General features: G+C 59.6%; 10 protein-coding genes and 3 pseudogenes. 5 read left to right on the top strand and 8 right to left on the bottom strand.

Annotated features, from left to right (window positions below; genetic code table 11):
- Positions 1–135 precede the first annotated feature (135 nt).
- Positions 136–594 carry a molybdopterin synthase catalytic subunit MoaE gene (gene moaE, locus AC0T4W_RS16425; RefSeq protein ID WP_476320756.1) on the top strand — a complete coding sequence of 153 codons (459 nt, stop codon included), beginning with the start codon at positions 136–138 and terminating at the stop codon, positions 592–594.
- Here moaE and AC0T4W_RS16420 read toward each other — a convergent pair.
- From AC0T4W_RS16420 to AC0T4W_RS16390, 7 genes and pseudogenes are all read right to left on the bottom strand, one after another.
- Positions 586–3,820, bottom strand: a pseudogene (locus AC0T4W_RS16420) (EAL domain-containing protein). The gene moaE and the pseudogene AC0T4W_RS16420 sit on opposite strands and share 9 nt — an antisense overlap.
- A complete protein-coding gene (locus tag AC0T4W_RS16415; protein WP_476320754.1) occupies positions 3,813–4,274 on the bottom strand; it encodes a response regulator in 462 nt (153 codons plus the stop codon). The pseudogene AC0T4W_RS16420 and the gene AC0T4W_RS16415 overlap by 8 nt, the downstream one beginning before the upstream one ends.
- Positions 4,271–7,690: a PAS domain S-box protein gene (locus AC0T4W_RS16410; RefSeq protein WP_476320752.1), complete on the bottom strand. Its 3,420-nt coding sequence runs from the start codon at positions 7,688–7,690 to the stop codon at positions 4,271–4,273. The genes AC0T4W_RS16415 and AC0T4W_RS16410 overlap by 4 nt, the downstream gene beginning before the upstream one ends.
- A gap of 68 nt (positions 7,691–7,758) precedes the next feature.
- Positions 7,759–8,310 (bottom strand): response regulator, encoded by a 552-nt coding sequence (locus AC0T4W_RS16405; protein WP_476320750.1) that lies wholly within the window; start codon positions 8,308–8,310, stop codon positions 7,759–7,761.
- The gene (gene nosR / locus AC0T4W_RS16400) at positions 8,310–9,659 is read right to left on the bottom strand and encodes a response regulator c-di-GMP phosphodiesterase, NosR family (RefSeq protein WP_476320748.1); all 1,350 of its coding nucleotides are present in this window, start codon (positions 9,657–9,659) and stop codon (positions 8,310–8,312) included. Before nosR ends, AC0T4W_RS16405 begins: the two co-directional genes overlap by 1 nt.
- The gene (locus tag AC0T4W_RS16395; RefSeq protein ID WP_476323726.1) at positions 9,656–10,555 is read right to left on the bottom strand and encodes an ATP-binding protein; all 900 of its coding nucleotides are present in this window, start codon (positions 10,553–10,555) and stop codon (positions 9,656–9,658) included. The genes nosR and AC0T4W_RS16395 overlap by 4 nt, the downstream gene beginning before the upstream one ends.
- A 165-nt stretch (positions 10,556–10,720) precedes the next feature.
- Positions 10,721–10,939 (bottom strand): annotated as a pseudogene (locus AC0T4W_RS16390) (PAS domain-containing protein); the annotation flags it as partial.
- A gap of 147 nt (positions 10,940–11,086) precedes the next feature.
- Between AC0T4W_RS16390 and AC0T4W_RS16385 the strand changes: the two are divergent.
- Positions 11,087–11,791, top strand: a complete 705-nt coding sequence (locus tag AC0T4W_RS16385; RefSeq protein ID WP_476320746.1) for a DUF6901 family protein — start codon at positions 11,087–11,089, stop codon at positions 11,789–11,791.
- A gap of 92 nt (positions 11,792–11,883) precedes the next feature.
- On the opposite strand, the pseudogene AC0T4W_RS16380 reads toward AC0T4W_RS16385, so the two are convergent.
- Positions 11,884–12,164, bottom strand: a pseudogene (locus AC0T4W_RS16380) (IS1595 family transposase); the annotation flags it as partial.
- Between the two features lie 248 nt (positions 12,165–12,412).
- Here AC0T4W_RS16380 and AC0T4W_RS16375 point away from each other — a divergent pair.
- From AC0T4W_RS16375 to AC0T4W_RS16365, 3 genes are read left to right on the top strand one after another with little or no spacing between them, the layout of a single operon-like run.
- Complete coding sequence (locus AC0T4W_RS16375) at positions 12,413–13,072, top strand: paraquat-inducible protein A (RefSeq protein ID WP_476320744.1); 660 nt, start codon at positions 12,413–12,415, stop codon at positions 13,070–13,072.
- The gene (locus tag AC0T4W_RS16370; RefSeq protein WP_476320742.1) at positions 13,059–13,682 is read left to right on the top strand and encodes a paraquat-inducible protein A; all 624 of its coding nucleotides are present in this window, start codon (positions 13,059–13,061) and stop codon (positions 13,680–13,682) included. Before AC0T4W_RS16375 ends, AC0T4W_RS16370 begins: the two co-directional genes overlap by 14 nt.
- Positions 13,675–15,987, top strand: a complete 2,313-nt coding sequence (locus AC0T4W_RS16365; RefSeq protein ID WP_476320740.1) for a PqiB family protein — start codon at positions 13,675–13,677, stop codon at positions 15,985–15,987. The genes AC0T4W_RS16370 and AC0T4W_RS16365 overlap by 8 nt, the downstream gene beginning before the upstream one ends.
- Positions 15,988–16,002 lie beyond the last annotated feature (15 nt).

Here is a 16,002-nt window from a genome sequence, read left to right as displayed (position 1 = left end):
GTTGAGCGCAGCGATACCCATGCCGCCACTTACGTCCATGGTGGGTTACGCGGCGCACTAATTGCGCGGTAGTTTTGCCAGTCTGGCTTTGCGTCGCTAACCCACCCTACGCCCCTCCCACACGAGAGCATTTGCATGAGTATTCGCGTCCAGTCGCAACCCTTTGATCCGGGCATTGAGCTTAACGCCCTGCATGCCGCTAACCTAGGCATTGGCGCGGTGGTGAGCTTTGTCGGCTATGTGCGCGACTTCAACGAAGGTCGCGAAGTTGGCGGCATGTTTCTCGAGCATTTTCCCGGTATGACCGAAAAAGCCCTGGGCAAGATTGTCGAGGAAGCCACGCAGCGCTGGCCGCTGCTGGGTATTGAGGTTATCCACCGTACTGGCCGTCTGGAACCGGGTGAGCCAATCGTGTTTGTCGGCACCAGCAGCGCCCACCGCCAGGCGGCGTTCGATGCCTGCAACTTCGTCATGGATTACCTGAAAACCCGCGCGCCGTTCTGGAAGAAGGAAGACACCAGCGAGGGCCCGCGCTGGGTCGAAGGGCGTTGCTCTGATCAGGCCGCAGCCGAACGTTGGTTTTCCTCAAACTGAGCGGTGCTCGGGCGTCTGGCCGTCGCGCGTTATATCCTTGCTGCGGTACTCGCGAAAGGCCTGGGTAATAATTTGGCGCAGTTGTTCGTCGTCCCAGGGCTTGGTTAGGAAGCGATAGATGGCTCCTTGATTGATCGCGTCGGTGACTGATTTCAGGTCGGTATAGCCCGAGAGCACGATGCGCATGGTTTCAGGGTGCAGGTCCTTGACCCGGCTGAAGAACTCGGTGCCGCTCATCTCCGGCATGCGCTGGTCGGAAAGGATCACCTGCACCTCGTGCTTGGCCAGCAACTCGAAAGCATCTTGGGCGCGGGTCGCCATCAGGATCTTGTAGCCGTCGCGGCGCAGCAAGCGGGCCAGGGAGCGTAGGATGTTTTCCTCGTCATCGAGCAACAGCAGGGTCTGCGCCGGTTCGCTACCACTTAGCTGCGGCATGCTAGGGGACTGGGTCAGCATACGCTCGCGGAGAAACCCCTCGAGTTCCGCGAAGGGCATAGGTTTGGCGAAGTAATAGCCCTGGAATAGATCGCAGTGGCTCTTTTTCAGAAAGGCGAATTGCGGTTCGGTTTCCACACCCTCGGCGATCACCTTGAGGCGCAGGTGGTGGGCCATGGAAATGATCCCCTGGGTGATAGCGGCGTCGTGCTGGTCGCTGATGATTTCCTCGACGAAGGAACGGTCGATCTTGACCTTGTCGATGGGCAAGCGCTTGAGGTAGTTGAGGCTGGAAAAGCCGGTGCCGAAGTCGTCGATGGCGATCTTTACCCCGAGTTCTTTTAGTTGGTGCAGGGTGCTGATCGCTTGTTCGGCATGGTTGAGCAGCACCCCCTCGGTGATCTCCAGCTCCAGCCGTTCGGCATCGAGCTGATGCTTGTGAAGCACCGCCTGGATGGCCTCGACGAAGTTGCTGCGCTGGAAGTGGACCGAGGAGATATTCACCGCCACCGTCGGCCCGCTCATGCCCTGTTCACAGAGCTGGCGCATCTGCCGGCAGGCGGTGTCCAGCACCCAGACGCTGAGCGGGATGATCTGCCCGGTGTCTTCGGCGATGGGAATAAACAGGGCCGGTGGAATAAAGCCGCGCTCTGGATGGTTCCAGCGCAACAGGGCTTCGACCCCGACCACGCGACCGGTGCGGCCATCGATCTGTGGTTGGTAGTAGAGCTCGAACACTTGGTTGTCCAGGGCCTTCTGCAGCTCGTTGCGCAGGGTCATCCGCTCGCCGACCCGCTGGTTGAGATCGTTGGTGTACCACTGGTAGTTGTTGCGCCCTTCCTGCTTGGCCTTGTACATGGCCAGGTCGGCCTGCTGGATCAGCTGCACCGGCTGCTCCAGCAACCCGTCGCTAAGGGTGATACCAATACTGGCGGTAATATGCAGGTCGAGGCCGTCCACCCGATAGGGCCGGGCGATGTCGCTAAGCAGGCGCTCGGCCACCTGTAGCACGTCTTCTTCGCGGGCCAGGTCCGGCAGCAGCACGAGGAATTCGTCCCCCCATGCGCGCCACGGTATCGCCTGGGCGCACCTGGGCGCACATGCGCCGGGCTACTTCGATCAGGATCTGGTCGCCGGAATGGTGGCCGATTGAGTCGTTGATTGGCTTGAAGCCATCCAGGTCGATAAACATCACCGCCAGGCTGCGCTGATAGCGCTGGGAAATCTGGCAGCCCTGGCGCAGGCGGTCTTCCAATAGGGCACGGTTGGGTAGGCCGGTGAGCACGTCATGACTGGAGTTGAAGCTCAGCTCGGCCTGGTAGCGCTTTTGCTCGCTGATGTCGTTCTGTACGCCAATAAAATGGCTGACCTGGCCCTGTTCGTCGAGGACTGGAGAGATATACAGATCGTTCCAAAATGGGCTGCCATCCTTGTGGTAATTGCGCAGCACCACATGCACGTCGATCTGTTGCGCCAGGCTGTGGCGGATCAACGCCAAGGCTGGTTGATCGTGTTCGGCGTTCTGCAGAAAGCGGCAATTGCGCCCTAGAGCCTCGGCCTCGGTATAGCCGGTGATGCGCTCGAACGCGGGGTTGATGTAGATGATCGGCTGATCCTCGGCCAGGGCGTCGGTGATGATGACCCCGTTATAGCTGGATGCCAGGCCGCGCTTGAGCAGGCGCAGCTGTTGTTCCGCTTCTTTGCGTTCGCGGATATCGCGCAGCGACAGCAAGCGTACTTGGCGACCCTCCCAGTCGGTGTCGGATAGGTGGATTTCCACGTCCAGATGAGCGCCGGCCGGCGTGGTCAGGTGCCACTCGAAGAGTTCGTCGGCGTTTAGCGGCAGGTCGAAGACCTGTTCTTGCAGCTGCGCCTGGCTGGTCTTGAACAACCGCTCAGCCGCCGGGTTGGCGTAACACAGATGCCCTTTTTCATCGACCACCAGCAGGGCGTCGCGGGTGTCGTTGAGCAGCTTACGGAACGATTGTTCGCGGCGGGCCGCTTGCTGGCGGATTTTGTGCTTTTCCGTGACGTCAATGGCCAGCACCAGGCAGCTGGGCTGCTTGTCGAATTCGAAGTCATGCACCAGAACTTCGGTGTACAGCTCATGGCCGGCCTTGTGCAGGTAGGTCCAGACCCCGGCTTGCGGATCGCCAACCGGGAGGTTGCGTAAATTGACGTTGAAGTAGTCGAGAAAGCGCTGCTGCTCGTCCTGACTGCGAATATCCAGCACGCTCATGGTCATGAACTCGGCTTGGGAGTAGCCGAGCAGGCGGCTGGCGGCGAGGTTGGTAGCCTGAAAGCGCAGGGTTTTCTTGCTGAACACCCACATGGCTTCAGGGTTGGCTTCGAACAGCAGGCGGTAGCGGTGTTCGCTGTCTGCCAGTTCGGCGCTGGCCAGGCTGCGGTCGATGGCGTAGTGAATGCTGCGCAGCAGTTGTTGATTGTCGAACTGGCCCTTGACCAGGTAATCGGCGGCGCCCAGTTCGATGGCGCTGGCATCCAGGTGCGAATCGCCCTGGCCGGTCAGCAGGATGATGGGTTTGACCACACCCTGCTGCAGGGCGTTGTCGATTAACTCCAGGCCGGAATCCGCGCCCAGACGGTAGTCCACCAGATACAGGTCGTGCTCCTGGCGTAGCACCAGCTCCAGGCCCTGTTGGAAGTTGTTGCACCACTGCAGCTCGACCTGGATGTCCGGGTTCTGCCGCAGAATATCGCGGGTGATGATGAAATCGTCCTCATCGTCATCGATCAGCAGCAGTTTCCAGCCGGGTGCGGTTCTAATCATTGCGGGCTCCGTTCGTGGGCAGCTTGACGGTTTCTAACCAATAGCGCCCCAGGGTTTTCACCATTTCAAGTAGGCCGCTGAAACTCGCGGGCTTGGTGATAAAGGAGTTCACGCCTACTGAGTAGCTATGCCGGATATCTTCGTCGGTCGAGGAGGTGCTGAGGATCACCACAGGAATGCTGCGCAGCAGGGCGTCACTCTTGATCGCCAGCAGCGCTTCGCGGCCGTCCATGCGTGGCATGTTGAAGTCGAGCAGGATCAGCCCCGGCAATGGATAGCGCGCCTTATCCTCGTAGGGCGGGTGATGCTTGAGGTAGTTAATCAGCTCTTCACCGTCATGGACGAAGTGCAGTGGGTTATTGATACGGCACTCCTTGAAGGCTTCACGGGTCATCAGGCAGTCGTCCTGATCGTCGTCAGCAATCAGGATAGGCACCAACTGAGCAGTGGTCATGGGTTGGCCTTGTCTAAAGAGGGAAAGGTGATGCGGAATACGCTGCCCTGGCCGGGTGCGCTGCTGGCCGTGATGTGCGCGCCGTGGCGCTCGGCGATCTTCTTGACGATGGCCAGGCCGATGCCGGTGCCGGCATAGGCCTCACGACCGTGCAGGCGCTGAAAGGGTTGGAAGATGCGGTCGAGGTATTTCTCGTCGAAACCGATGCCGTTGTCGGCGATACATAGGGTCCAGTGTGCGCTGTCCTGCGCTTCTATATAGAGCCGGATCAGCGGTAGGTTGCCGGGGGCCTGGAATTTCAGAGCGTTGCTCAACAGGTTTTGCAGCAGCTGGCGCAACTGGCTGGGGTCGCCCAGCACTGCTGGCAGTGGCGGGTATTCGATGTGTGCCTGGCTCTGTTCGATGGCGGTTTCCATGTCACTGAGTACTTCAAGCAGCAGTTGGTTGAGGTCCAGGGGCTGTAGAGGCTGGCCGCGGGTATTGACCCGCGAGTAGTTGAGCAGGTCGACAATCAGTGCCTGCATGCGTGCCGCAGCCGAGGTCATGCGTTGCAGGTAGTCGCGGTCTTCGTCATCCAGCGCTGTGCTGTGGCTGGCCAGGCGTTCGGAGAAGGTCTGGATCTTGCGCATGGGTTCCTGCAGGTCATGGGAGGCGACAAAGGCGAACGCCTGCAGCTCCTTGTTGCTGCGCTCCAGTTCGAGCAAGGTTGCCTGCAGCGCCTGCTGGGCCTGCTGACGTTCGCTAACGTCCTTGGCGATGCCGAATACTCCGACTATCTGTGCATCGACCATGATCGGCAGGTTGGTCACGTCCAGGATCAAGGGCTTGTGCTGGCGGTCCTGCAGTCGCATTTCATAGCGTTGTGGCGTGCCGGCGCTGGCTGCCTGCAGATGCTCGCGGATCTGCGTCTGTTGGTCGCTGGCGATCAGGCGGGTGAAATGCTGGTCGATAATCTGCGCTTCAGTCAGCCCCAGTAACTGCTGACCAGCATCGTTGATGCTGAGAAAATTGCCCTGCAGGTCGAAGGAAAATACCGGGTCTGGATTGAAGGCGAACAACGAGCGAAAGCGTTGCTGGCTCTCCTGCAGGTTGCGGTGGTCGGCCGCTCGGGCGATACCAATAGCCGCCAGTTGGGCGGCGGTAGCCAGGTTCTGGATCTGTTCGTCGCTCGGTATCCGGGGCTCAGGGTAATACACGCCGAAGGTGCCCAAGCCCTTGCCGTCGTGGGAGATCAGCGGGAACGACCAGCAAGCTTGGAGGTCGTGGGCCAGCGCCAGGTCGCGGTAGTCCTGCCAGATTGGGTCGCTGCGGATGTCTGCGCTGATCACCAGTTTCTGTAAGAACGCCGCCGTGCCGCAGCTGCCAGTGTTGGGGCCAATACGTAAACCATCGACAATCTGGTTATAGGCGGGCGGCAGGTTGGGTGCCGCCCCGGTGTGCAGGTGCTGCCCCGTTTCGTCGAGCAGCAGCACTGAACACAAGGCTTCGGGTTGCTGGGCCTCTATCATCAGGCAGAGCGCCTCAAGGGTTTCGCTCAGCGGTCGGTCGCTGGAAATCATGCTGAGGATATCGCGCTGGTTTTCGGTGTAGGCCTCACTCTTGATCAGGGGTGTGATGTCATGGGCGACGGCGAATAGGGTCTCGTCTTGTGCGGACCAGTCGATCGTCCAGAGAATATGCAGGTAGCTGCCGTTCTGGTGCCGGCAGCGGTTGCGCAGGGTGTGGCTGGCGTGCGCGTGCATGCAGGCGGCTATTTCTTCCTGGGTCTGTTGGCGGTCTTCGGTCAATACCAGGTCGATAAAGGCCCGGCCGATCAGGGCCTTGGCCGGGTAGCCGAAGAGCTTTTGGCAGGATGGGCTGAGTTCGTGAAAGCGGCCCTGGCGGTCGATTGAGCAGAACACGTCATGGGTAAACTGCATGATCCGCTGGTTCAGGTTCTGCGTATGCAGCTGCAGAGCCAGACTTTGCTGCAGCTCATGATTAGCATTTTGCAGCTGCTGCGAGCGTTCGGTGGCCAGCCAGGCCAGGCGCTGGCTGAGCAGCAGGAAGAAGCTCAGGGTCAGGCCGAACAATAGGGTCAGGGTGGCCAAATGCTTGGCTGCACTCAGGACCTGGGGATTATCGACATAGGCGCTCAGCTGCCAGGGTTGGCCATGGGGCAGCTGCAGGTCGTGCTGGCTGATCGGGGTGGCGTAGTGAGGGGTGGTGTCGCTTGAGTCGTACAGCAGCCGATGCCCTTCGCTAACGTGCACGATAAAACCCTTCAGGTCGTTGCCTCGCAGGCTAGCCAGCACGCCGGGTACGTTGAGGCTAGCGACCAGCAATAGCGGCGGCTGATCGGGCAGGTGCAGCGGGGCGGCAATCAGCGTATTGCGCACGCTGGCATCGCCGTAGTCGCGGGTTTGGCCGATTTTCGCGTGGTTGCCGTCGCGCACCTGTTGCAGCCAGCTGTGCTGTTCAGTATCAGCAACAAACTGCTTCAGCCAGGCGCTCTGGACCGGGTTGCGGGCTTGGAGTCGACTCGGCTCAAGGTTGTGATCGAGCAGTGTTAGTAGCTCTAGGTTGGGGAAGTCGTGTAGGTAGCTGTGCGTTTCCTGTTGCCAGAGGCGGGTGCTAGGCACGCGCCCAATTGCCTGCCAACGGTCGGCCATGCGCTGTATCAGCGCCAGATGGCTCTGCAGAGACTGGGTGGTGGCGCTGGCTGTCCTTGAGAGCAGCAGGTCGCCTTCGCGAGTGATGATGTTGATCGCCTGCGTGCTCAGCAGGTACCAACTGCTGCAGGCGAGCAGGGTGCCGAAGACGCCGGCGCTGAGGGTGCGCGGGTCGAGCAGGTCCTGTTCTGCGCGTGGGCTCAGGCCGAGCAAAATGATGCTCAGACCTATGCACAGGACGAATAGGTTGGCTACATGGGTCGAGTCGTACTTGAAGCCCAATCGGAAGAGACCTAACGCCGGCCAGTTGTCGGCCAGGTGCGAAAGCACGGCCAGGGTCATCAGGGCGCCGCCAATTAGTAGGGCGCCGCGTCTGGCCGTGCGTGTACCGCCGCTCAGGCACAGCGCCAGGGTGGCTAGCAACATACTCAAGGCCAGGCTGCTGCGCATGCGCAGGAAGCCGCTGAGCCAGGATTGGTCGATATCCGCGCCGCCTGCCAGCAGGTTGTGCAGCAGGCTGTAGAGCGTCAGTGTGGCCAGCAGGACGGCCAGTAGGTTGCGGGCTGCTATGGCTTGTCGGGTGACGGCGAGAATCAGCCCGCCCATCAGCACCGACATCAGCGCGCTGTCGGGGAGCAGCACCACGCTGTGGCGGGTTGTTTGTTCGAGCAGCAGGTAACCAATCAGGCTGATCGCCCCCATGCCGAGCATGGCGAATGCCAGCACGTGCAGGTAGGCGGCGGCGATCAGCTGGCGGGTGTGCATGGTTGCTCCTGTAGTGGCTGGGCAAGCTCGCGGGGCTCTGTTTAGCAGGGGCTATGCGCCGCACCTGGCTAGTCGCTGTGCTTGCTTTCATCCTGCTCGTCGAGGTCGAGCAGGATCATGCCTTGGGCGTCGCGTTTGACTCGCGTAAGGCCTGGGTTTTCGTTTTCCAGGCGCAGCAGTTCTTGTTCTTGGCGGTCGATGGCCGATTGCTGGCTGCGCACCTGGGCCAGCAGGCGCTGGTTTTCGACGCGCAGCCCGTAGAGATCGATGGCTGACTTTATCGCGGCCTCGAGTTCGTAGTCGTCCCAGGGTTTGGAGAGGAAGCGGTAGATCTCCGCCCGGTTGATGGCCTGCATCATCGATTGGCGATCACCGTGGGCGCTGAGCATCATGCGGATGGCATAGGGCTGGCGCTGCTTGGCAAATTGTAGGTAGGTGACGCCGTCCAGGTTTGGCATCTGGTAGTCAGAAATGATCACCGCGAAGTCGTGTTCGGTGAGCGCTTCCAGCGCCGCCGGGCCATCACTGTAGCTGTACACCTCCCAGCGATGCGGGCGCAGCACGCGCTGCAGGGCACTGAGGATATGCGGGTCGTCATCTAGCAGTTGGATTTTAATCATCAGGGCTTTTCCTCAGGTGCCGCCTGTGCGACTTCAGGTTTGTGCACGAACAGGGTGTAGTGCCCCCCTTCGGTGGCCTCGAAGGCGATCAGTTTGTCGATCAGCGCGCGGGTCAGGGGTTTGCCCTGGTTGAGTAAGAGCATGCCGTTTTCCGCATGGAGGTTGCGCGCCAGGACCATGCCCGGTTCCAGGCGCCGGGTGTCCAGGGCGAGAATGCTGGCGTCGGCCAGGGCCAGATCGGGTGTCAGGGTGGTGCAAAGGGCGACAAAGTGTTCGCACAGCTGTGGGTCGTAGAGGCGGCCGGCGTATTTCTGCATCAGCAGCAGGGCTTCGTCGCGGTTGAGCCGGCGTTCCAGCACCAGGCCGCGCTGCAGCTCGATAAAGTCCACCGCCAGTTTGAGGATGCGTGAACCGAGGGGAATGGCCGTTCCGGCCAGGTGGTCGGGGTAGCCCTGGCCATCCCAGCGTTCCTGGTGATGGCGGATCAGGCGGCCGGCATCCTGCACCGGCTCCAGGGTCATCAGCAGGCTTTCGCCGACCACCGGGTATTGCCGATAGCGCGCCCGTTCTTCCTTGTACATCAGGTCGGCGGGGCGCTGCAGCAACTGGTCGTCCCAGGCCAGCTTGCCGATGTTGTACATGGCAGCCGCCATGGCCAGGTTATTGCTGCTGTTCTCGTCGAGTTGCTGGAACTCGGCAAAGGCCTTGGCCAGGGCAATCACCTGGGTGTTGGTTTGTTGCTCCTTGCCCAGGCGCTGACCGACCAGGTTGGCGAACACTTCGGTGGCGGTGACATAGCTTCTGCGCAGCTCGGAGTAGGCCAGGTCGAGCATGTCGGCGGTTTGCTCAAGCTCGGCGGTGCGGTCGCGTACGCGTTGTTCGAGGGAGGCGTTGAGCGTCTGCAGGCTGAGGTTCTGTTCGCGGGTCAGGGCTTCGAGGCGCAGCCGCTCACGTTCTGAACGTTGGAAGGCCAGGGCTTGGCCGATGATCAGGCGCAGTTCGTTATCGTCCCAGGGTTTGCTGATATAGCGGTAGATCTGCCCTTGGTTGATCGCCTTGACCGTGGTGGTCAGGTCGGCGTAACCGGTCAGCAGGATGCGCAGGCAGCCCGGCCAGTGCTGTTGCACTTGGGCCAGCAGCGTCGCGCCGTCCATGCCGGGCATGCGCGCATCGGAAATCACCAGGTCGATAGGCTGCTCGGTGAACAGCTGCAGGGCTGCTTCGCCGCTGTCGCAGGTCAGGATTTTGTAGGGTTCGTTACGCAGCACCCGGCGCAGGCTGTTGAGGATGTTCTCCTCGTCATCGACCAGCAGCAGGGTGGTGAGTGGTGGACTCTCAGCGGCATTCATGGCTGGGCTCCATCCGGTTGTGGCCTGGCATTGGCCTGACGAATGGGCAGGATGATGCGAAAGCGCGTGCCGATATTCGGCTCACTGTGCACCTCGATACGGCCGTTGTGTTTCTGCACGATGTTATAGGACAGCGCCAGGCCCAGGCCCGTGCCTTTGCCGACCGGCTTGGTGGTGAAGAAGGGCTCGAAGATGCGGTTGAGCAGCTTGGGATCTATGCCCTTGCCGTTGTCTTCGACCTCAATCCAGGCCCAGTCGCTATCGCAGCCGGTGCGTAGGGTGATGCGGCCGAACTGCTCAATGGCGTGGGCGGCATTGACCAGCAGGTTCATCGCCACCTGATTGATCTGCGACAGGATGCACTCGACCTCGGGTAGTTTGCCGTACTCCTTGATCACTTCGGCCTTGTACTTGAGCTCGTTGTTGACCACGTTGAGCGTGGTGTCCAGGCCTCGGTGTAAATCGGCGGGGCGGAACTCATCCTCTTCGATATGAGAGAAATCTTTGAGTGCGCTGATGATCCGGGTGACCCGGTCGATGCCGTCCTCCGACTCGCTGATCAGGGCTGCCACATCGCCGCGAATATAGTCGTATTCCAGCTGGCGCTTGAGCTGGTGCAGCTCATTGAGATCACCGGCAGTGTCCACCGCATCGACGATCTTCAGCAGGTCGCGCACATAGCCGTCGAGGGTCTTGAGGTTGGAAAATACATAGCCGATGGGGTTGTTGATTTCGTGGGCGACCCCGGCCGCCAACTGGCCGATGGCGGCCATTTTTTCTGATTGCAGCAGTTGGCTATTGGCGGTTTCCAGCTTGCGCAGCAGCTGATCTTGTTCGGCCTGTTTGCTGCCCAAGGCCTTTAGCGCGGCCCGCAGTTGCTCGTTGCCCTGGGCCATGGCGCTGGTGTCATACACCATCAAACCAAAATGGGTGGCTGCATCCGGGGTGGCAAAGGGAAACAGCAGCGTGCTTTGCAAGGCCAGCAGGTTGGGCTCGCTACCTGCGGTTTGCAGCTGTAGCGGCGGCATTTCCAACCAGTGATTGTAGACATGCTGGGCCTGGTCACGGGCCAGCGCGATGCTGCGGCTGAAATCGGCCGAACTGGTTTCCGGGAATACTTCGGTTAGCAGTCGTCCGCGTGCTTGTTCAAGGGTGGAGGCACAGCGCTCGACAACAAAACGGTTCCAGTACTGAATCCGTAGATCCTCATCCAGTACGATGATGCCAAGATGGATATTGCCGATCAGAGCACAGAGCAGTTGAGCGGTGAATCCTTCCATTGCAAGCTCCTTTGCCGCATGTCTGGACGCTTGGGCTAGAGTATTAGTCGAATCACCCAAGGTAGCCAGAATCTAGACGCCATAAATATGCCAAATGTGGCACATGCTACCGTCTGCGTTGTTCAGCCAATTAAGTCAGGTTAGACCATGTCGCATGCCGCAACTGACAGACTAATTGCCTACAGCTTCACTTTTGCGGACGGGCAGACGCTTGAGCACTGCGTCGATCTGCAGGAACAGCACGCTCCAAGCGAAGCTGCGGCGTGGACCCGTTTGGACTTTCAGCAATGTGCGCATTGCCCCTTGTCAGTCGAGGACACTCCGTTCTGCCCATTCGCTGCGGCCTTGCAGCAACCGATCAGCATGCTTTCCACTCATGCCTCTTTTGAGCCTGTGAACGTAGTGGTGCGCTGGCGCGACCGGGAAATCACGCAGACCACCACGTTGCAGCGCGCGGTCGGCTCGTTGCTGGGGGCCATCGGTGCGGCCAGCGGTTGTCCGCATACCCGTTTACTCAAAGCCATGGCTTGGTTTCATCAGCCGTTCAGCGGTAGCGATGAGACCCTATTCCGGGTGTTGGGCAGCTACCTGCTGGGCCAGTACCTGCGCACGCAGCATGGGCAGACTGCAGATTGGGATCTGCAAGGGCTGCGCACGGTCTATCGCAACCTGCGCCAGGTTAATCTGGGTATGGCTCAGCGCCTGCGCAGCGCCGCCGAGGAGGACTCCAGCATCAATGGCCTGATCCTGCTTGATCTGTTGGCCGCCGACACCCTCTACAGCCTTGACCAGTACGACGGTCAACTCGACCGATTTTTTGCCGAGTACCTGCAAGACAGCCCGACGGGTTAGCCGCGCAGGGCAGCCATTGGGCCCGTTTGTGCGCTGCCCGGCGCAGATAGTTCGTCAGGTATTGTGTGGCCACACCATGAAAAGGAATCATCCAGTTCTTGAGCCGGCAACCCGCGTCGCTCGGCACTTCCACCGCGCTTACGCGGTGGGCGGGGCAGCTCTCGCTGGCGCTTGAGGGACTCTAGGAAGAAGGTCTCATCCGCCTCGACAATACCCGACGCATGCCGGGCCTGGTGATCGGCAATCCGAGAAAGAAACCGGTGCCGCCACAGGAAAGCCGTGTTCTTGCTGACGCCACATGGATTGCGCCCTTGCGTACGCTCAGGCTTTGGGTCAACGTCTCGGCATAGTTTTGCCAATGGTGTGAAAGCCTCGATTCTACCGCTGACTGGCTCTCTGCCAATGGTTTCAAACGTTGCACTTATTCTATGGATTCAGGCCCCCAGTTATCCGTACGGGTTTTGGTCGTCATCAATGACTATTTGAGTGGTTGAGGTTTGTTGTTGCACCAAGGCAAGATTATTAAGTGGCTTCAGTTCTAAGTGTGCATGCGCAAGTTTTTAAACAGTCAACCAATATTGCATTTAGCTAACCAAATATATTTACCCTCAGGGTTTCCCCATGCGCGATCCGGCAACGTTTGAATCACTTTCTAAGCATGGGCTTGACCAGCTGATTGCCTGCCATGAATGTGATCTGCTAATGCGCAAACCGGTTGCGGAACAGGGCGAACGAGTGGAATGCCCACGTTGCGGTTACGAGTTGTACACCCACCGCCCCCAGGTTATCCGGCGCAGCATGGCGTTGGTGATTGCTGCTTTGTTGTTGTACGTGCCAGCCAACTTCTTGCCAATCATGCAGCTCAACCTGCTAGGACAGGCGACTGAAGACACCGTCTGGACGGGCGTGCTCGGGCTGTATAACAGCGGCATGCAAAGCGTCGCTGTAGTGGTGTTTCTCTGCAGCATGGCGGTGCCGCTGCTCAAGTTGTTGTGTCAGTTTGCTGTGCTGCTGAGTATCCGCCTGGATATTGGTCGCAGCTATGGCCTGCTGCTCTATCGCATTTATCACCATATGCGCGAGTGGGGCATGCTTGAGGTCTATCTGATGGGGATTCTGGTGGCGATTGTGAAACTGGTCGATATGGCCGATCTGAGCCTTGGTCTGGGCTTGCTGTGTTTTGTTGCGCTGTTATTGGTGCAGGTCTGGCTGGAAGTGACGATGTCGCCGCATCAGATCTGGGAAGCTTTGTCGGGAGAAGATACGCATGCGGGCGATTGATGCCGGGCTGTTGATTTGCCATGAATGTCACCAGCTCAATGCGCAGCAGGCGGGCAGCGACAAGCAATTCTGCACGCGCTGCGGTGGGCACTTGCATGCGCGTCGCCCCAATAGCCTGGCGCGTACCTGGGCGTTGCTGCTGACGGCAGCGGTGCTGTATATCCCGGCCAATTTGCTGCCGATCATGACGGTCAACTCGTTGGGTAAAGGACAGTCCGATACCATCATGTCGGGCGTTATTGAGTTGGTGAACTACGGCATGTTGCCGATTGCTGCGGTGGTATTTATCGCCAGCATTGTGGTGCCTACGTTTAAGCTGGTCGGTATAGCCCTACTGCTTTACTCGGTGCAGCGCCATCAACCGATGTCTGCGCGTCAGCGCGTGCTGATGTACCGCTTTATTGAGTGGATCGGACGCTGGTCGATGCTGGATATTTTCGTCATCGCGATACTGGTGGCGGTGGTCAATTTCGGCAGCCTGGCCAGTATTGTTCCCGGTTATGGAGCCACCGCGTTTGCCAGTGTAGTGGTGTTGACCATGCTGGCCGCTTTAACCTTTGACCCTCGCTTGATTTGGGATAACACGGACTCGGATGACCCCCATGAATGATTTGCCGTTGGCTAAAGCGCGCCCTGCTTCGAATTGGTCGGCTATCTGGGTATTGCCGCTGATTGCGCTACTGATCGGTGGGTGGCTGGGTTGGCGTGCCTATAGCGAAGCCGGTATCGAGATTCAGGTGATGTTCGCCAGCGGCGATGGCATTCAGCCGGGCAAGACTGAGGTGATCTTCAAGGGCATGCCGATTGGCAAGGTCAAGGCTTTGGAGCTGGATGACAGTGGCGAGCGACGTGGTGTGCGCGCGACTCTGGAAATGGATAAACGGGTTGAGCAGCATCTGCTCACCAATACCCGCTTCTGGTTGGTCAAACCGAGCGTTTCGCTGGCAGGCATCACGGGGCTGGAAACCCTGGTGTCGGGTAACTACATCACTGCCAGCCCTGGTGATGGCGAACCTACGCGTAAATTCACCGCGCTGAGCGAGCCGCCACCATTAGCCGATACCGAGCCTGGTTTGCATCTGACCCTCAAGGCAGAGCGGCTTGGCTCGCTTAACCGAGACAGCCCGGTGTTCTACAAGCAGATTCAGGTAGGGCGGGTGAAGAGTTATACCTTGGTTGAGGAGCAGAACCTGATCGAGGTGAAAGTATTCATCGAGCCGCAGTTTGCCTCTCTGGTGCGCAAACACTCGCGGTTCTGGAACGCCAGCGGCGTCTCCATCGATGCCGGGTTGTCAGGTGTGACGGTGCGTACCGAATCATTAGCAAGCATTGTTGCTGGCGGGATTGCCTTTGCCACGCCAGAGCATCGTAAGGACAGCCCGCCAACCGATCCGACTCTGCCATTTCGCCTGTATGAAGACTTCGACAGCGCCCAGGCCGGCATCCGCGTATCGCTCAAGCTGCATGAATTCGAGGGGTTGGAGCCGGGCCGTACGCCGGTGATGTACAAGGGCATCCAGGTCGGCCATATGAAGGCTTTCAAGGTTGATCAGGATCTCAGCGGCGCACGGGTGGAGTTGATGCTGGACCCGCGTACCGAAGACTACCTGGTTGAAGGCACCGACTTCTGGGTGGTCAAACCGTCGATTTCCCTGGCCGGAATAACCGGCCTGGAGGCGCTGGTTAAGGGCAACTACATCGCTATTCGGCCAGGTGATGCCGGCAACCCAGCGCTGCGTGATTTTGTCGCCAGAGCCAAAGCTCCGCCGCTCGACCTGTCCGCACCGGGTTTGCACCTGGTGTTATTCAGCGACACGCGCGGCTCTCTGGAAGTGGGCAGCCCGATCCTGTTCAAGCAGGTCAAAGTCGGCACGGTGCAGAGTTTCCAGCTGTCGCGTGATGATAAACAGGTGGCGTTTGGCGTGCATATCTTGCCTGAGCACGCACATCTGGTGAACAGCAGCACGCGTTTCTGGAATGCCAGCGGTATCACGCTCAAAGGCGGGCTGTCGGGGATTGAGGTCAAGAGCGAGTCATTGCAGACCTTACTGTCGGGCGGCATCGCCTTTGAAACGCCAAACCCTAATGCGCCCAAAGGCAATAAGCGGGTCGAGCGCTTTAACCTGCACAGCAGTCAGGAGCTGGCGCTGCAGAAAGGCGTAGAACTGACTATTCGCGTGCCCAGTGGCGACGGTCTCAGTCCAGGTACGGCGATTCGCTATAAGGGGCTGGAAGTGGGCAAGGTGGAGCGCATAGAGCTGACAGATGACTTGCGGGCGGTGATTCTGTATGCGCGGATTACCCAGGCGACGCAGCAGATTGCCCGTGTCGGTACGCAGTTTTGGGTGGTCAAGCCGGAGGTCAGCCTGACCCGCGCGGCCAACCTAGAAACCCTGGTCACCGGGCAGTATCTAGAAGTTCAGCCAGCAAACCAGAAGGGCGCTGCGCAGTTGAGTTTTACTGCCGCCGAAGCACCGCCTAAGGCCAATGCGCGCGAGCAAGGTTTGCGCCTGGTGCTGAGCGCGGCTCGGCGTGGTTCGATCAAGCCCGGTGTTGTGGTCAGCTATCGCGAAGTGCCGGTGGGTAAGGTGACGGATTTCGAGCTGGGTCCGACCTCGGATCGAGTATTGATTCATATCCTGATCGAGCCGCGTTATGCGCCGCTGGTGCGCAGCGGTAGCCGCTTTTGGAATGCCAGTGGTATCGGTGTGGATGCCGGCCTGTTCAGCGGCGTTAAGGTGCGCACCGAATCGCTGGAGGCCTTGCTGGAAGGTGGTATCGCCTTCGCCTCACCGGATAACCCGCAGATGGGCGGGCCGGCGCAGCCAGGGCAGACCTTTGCCTTGTTCGACGAAGTTAATGAAGAGTGGCTGCGCTGGGCCCCGAAGATAGCGCTGCAGCTTTCTACTCAGTAGGTCGTTGACGAAATC

Source organism: Pseudomonas sp. C7.1 (assembly GCF_056312395.1).
This window is presented reverse-complemented; position numbering and strand designations above follow the sequence as displayed.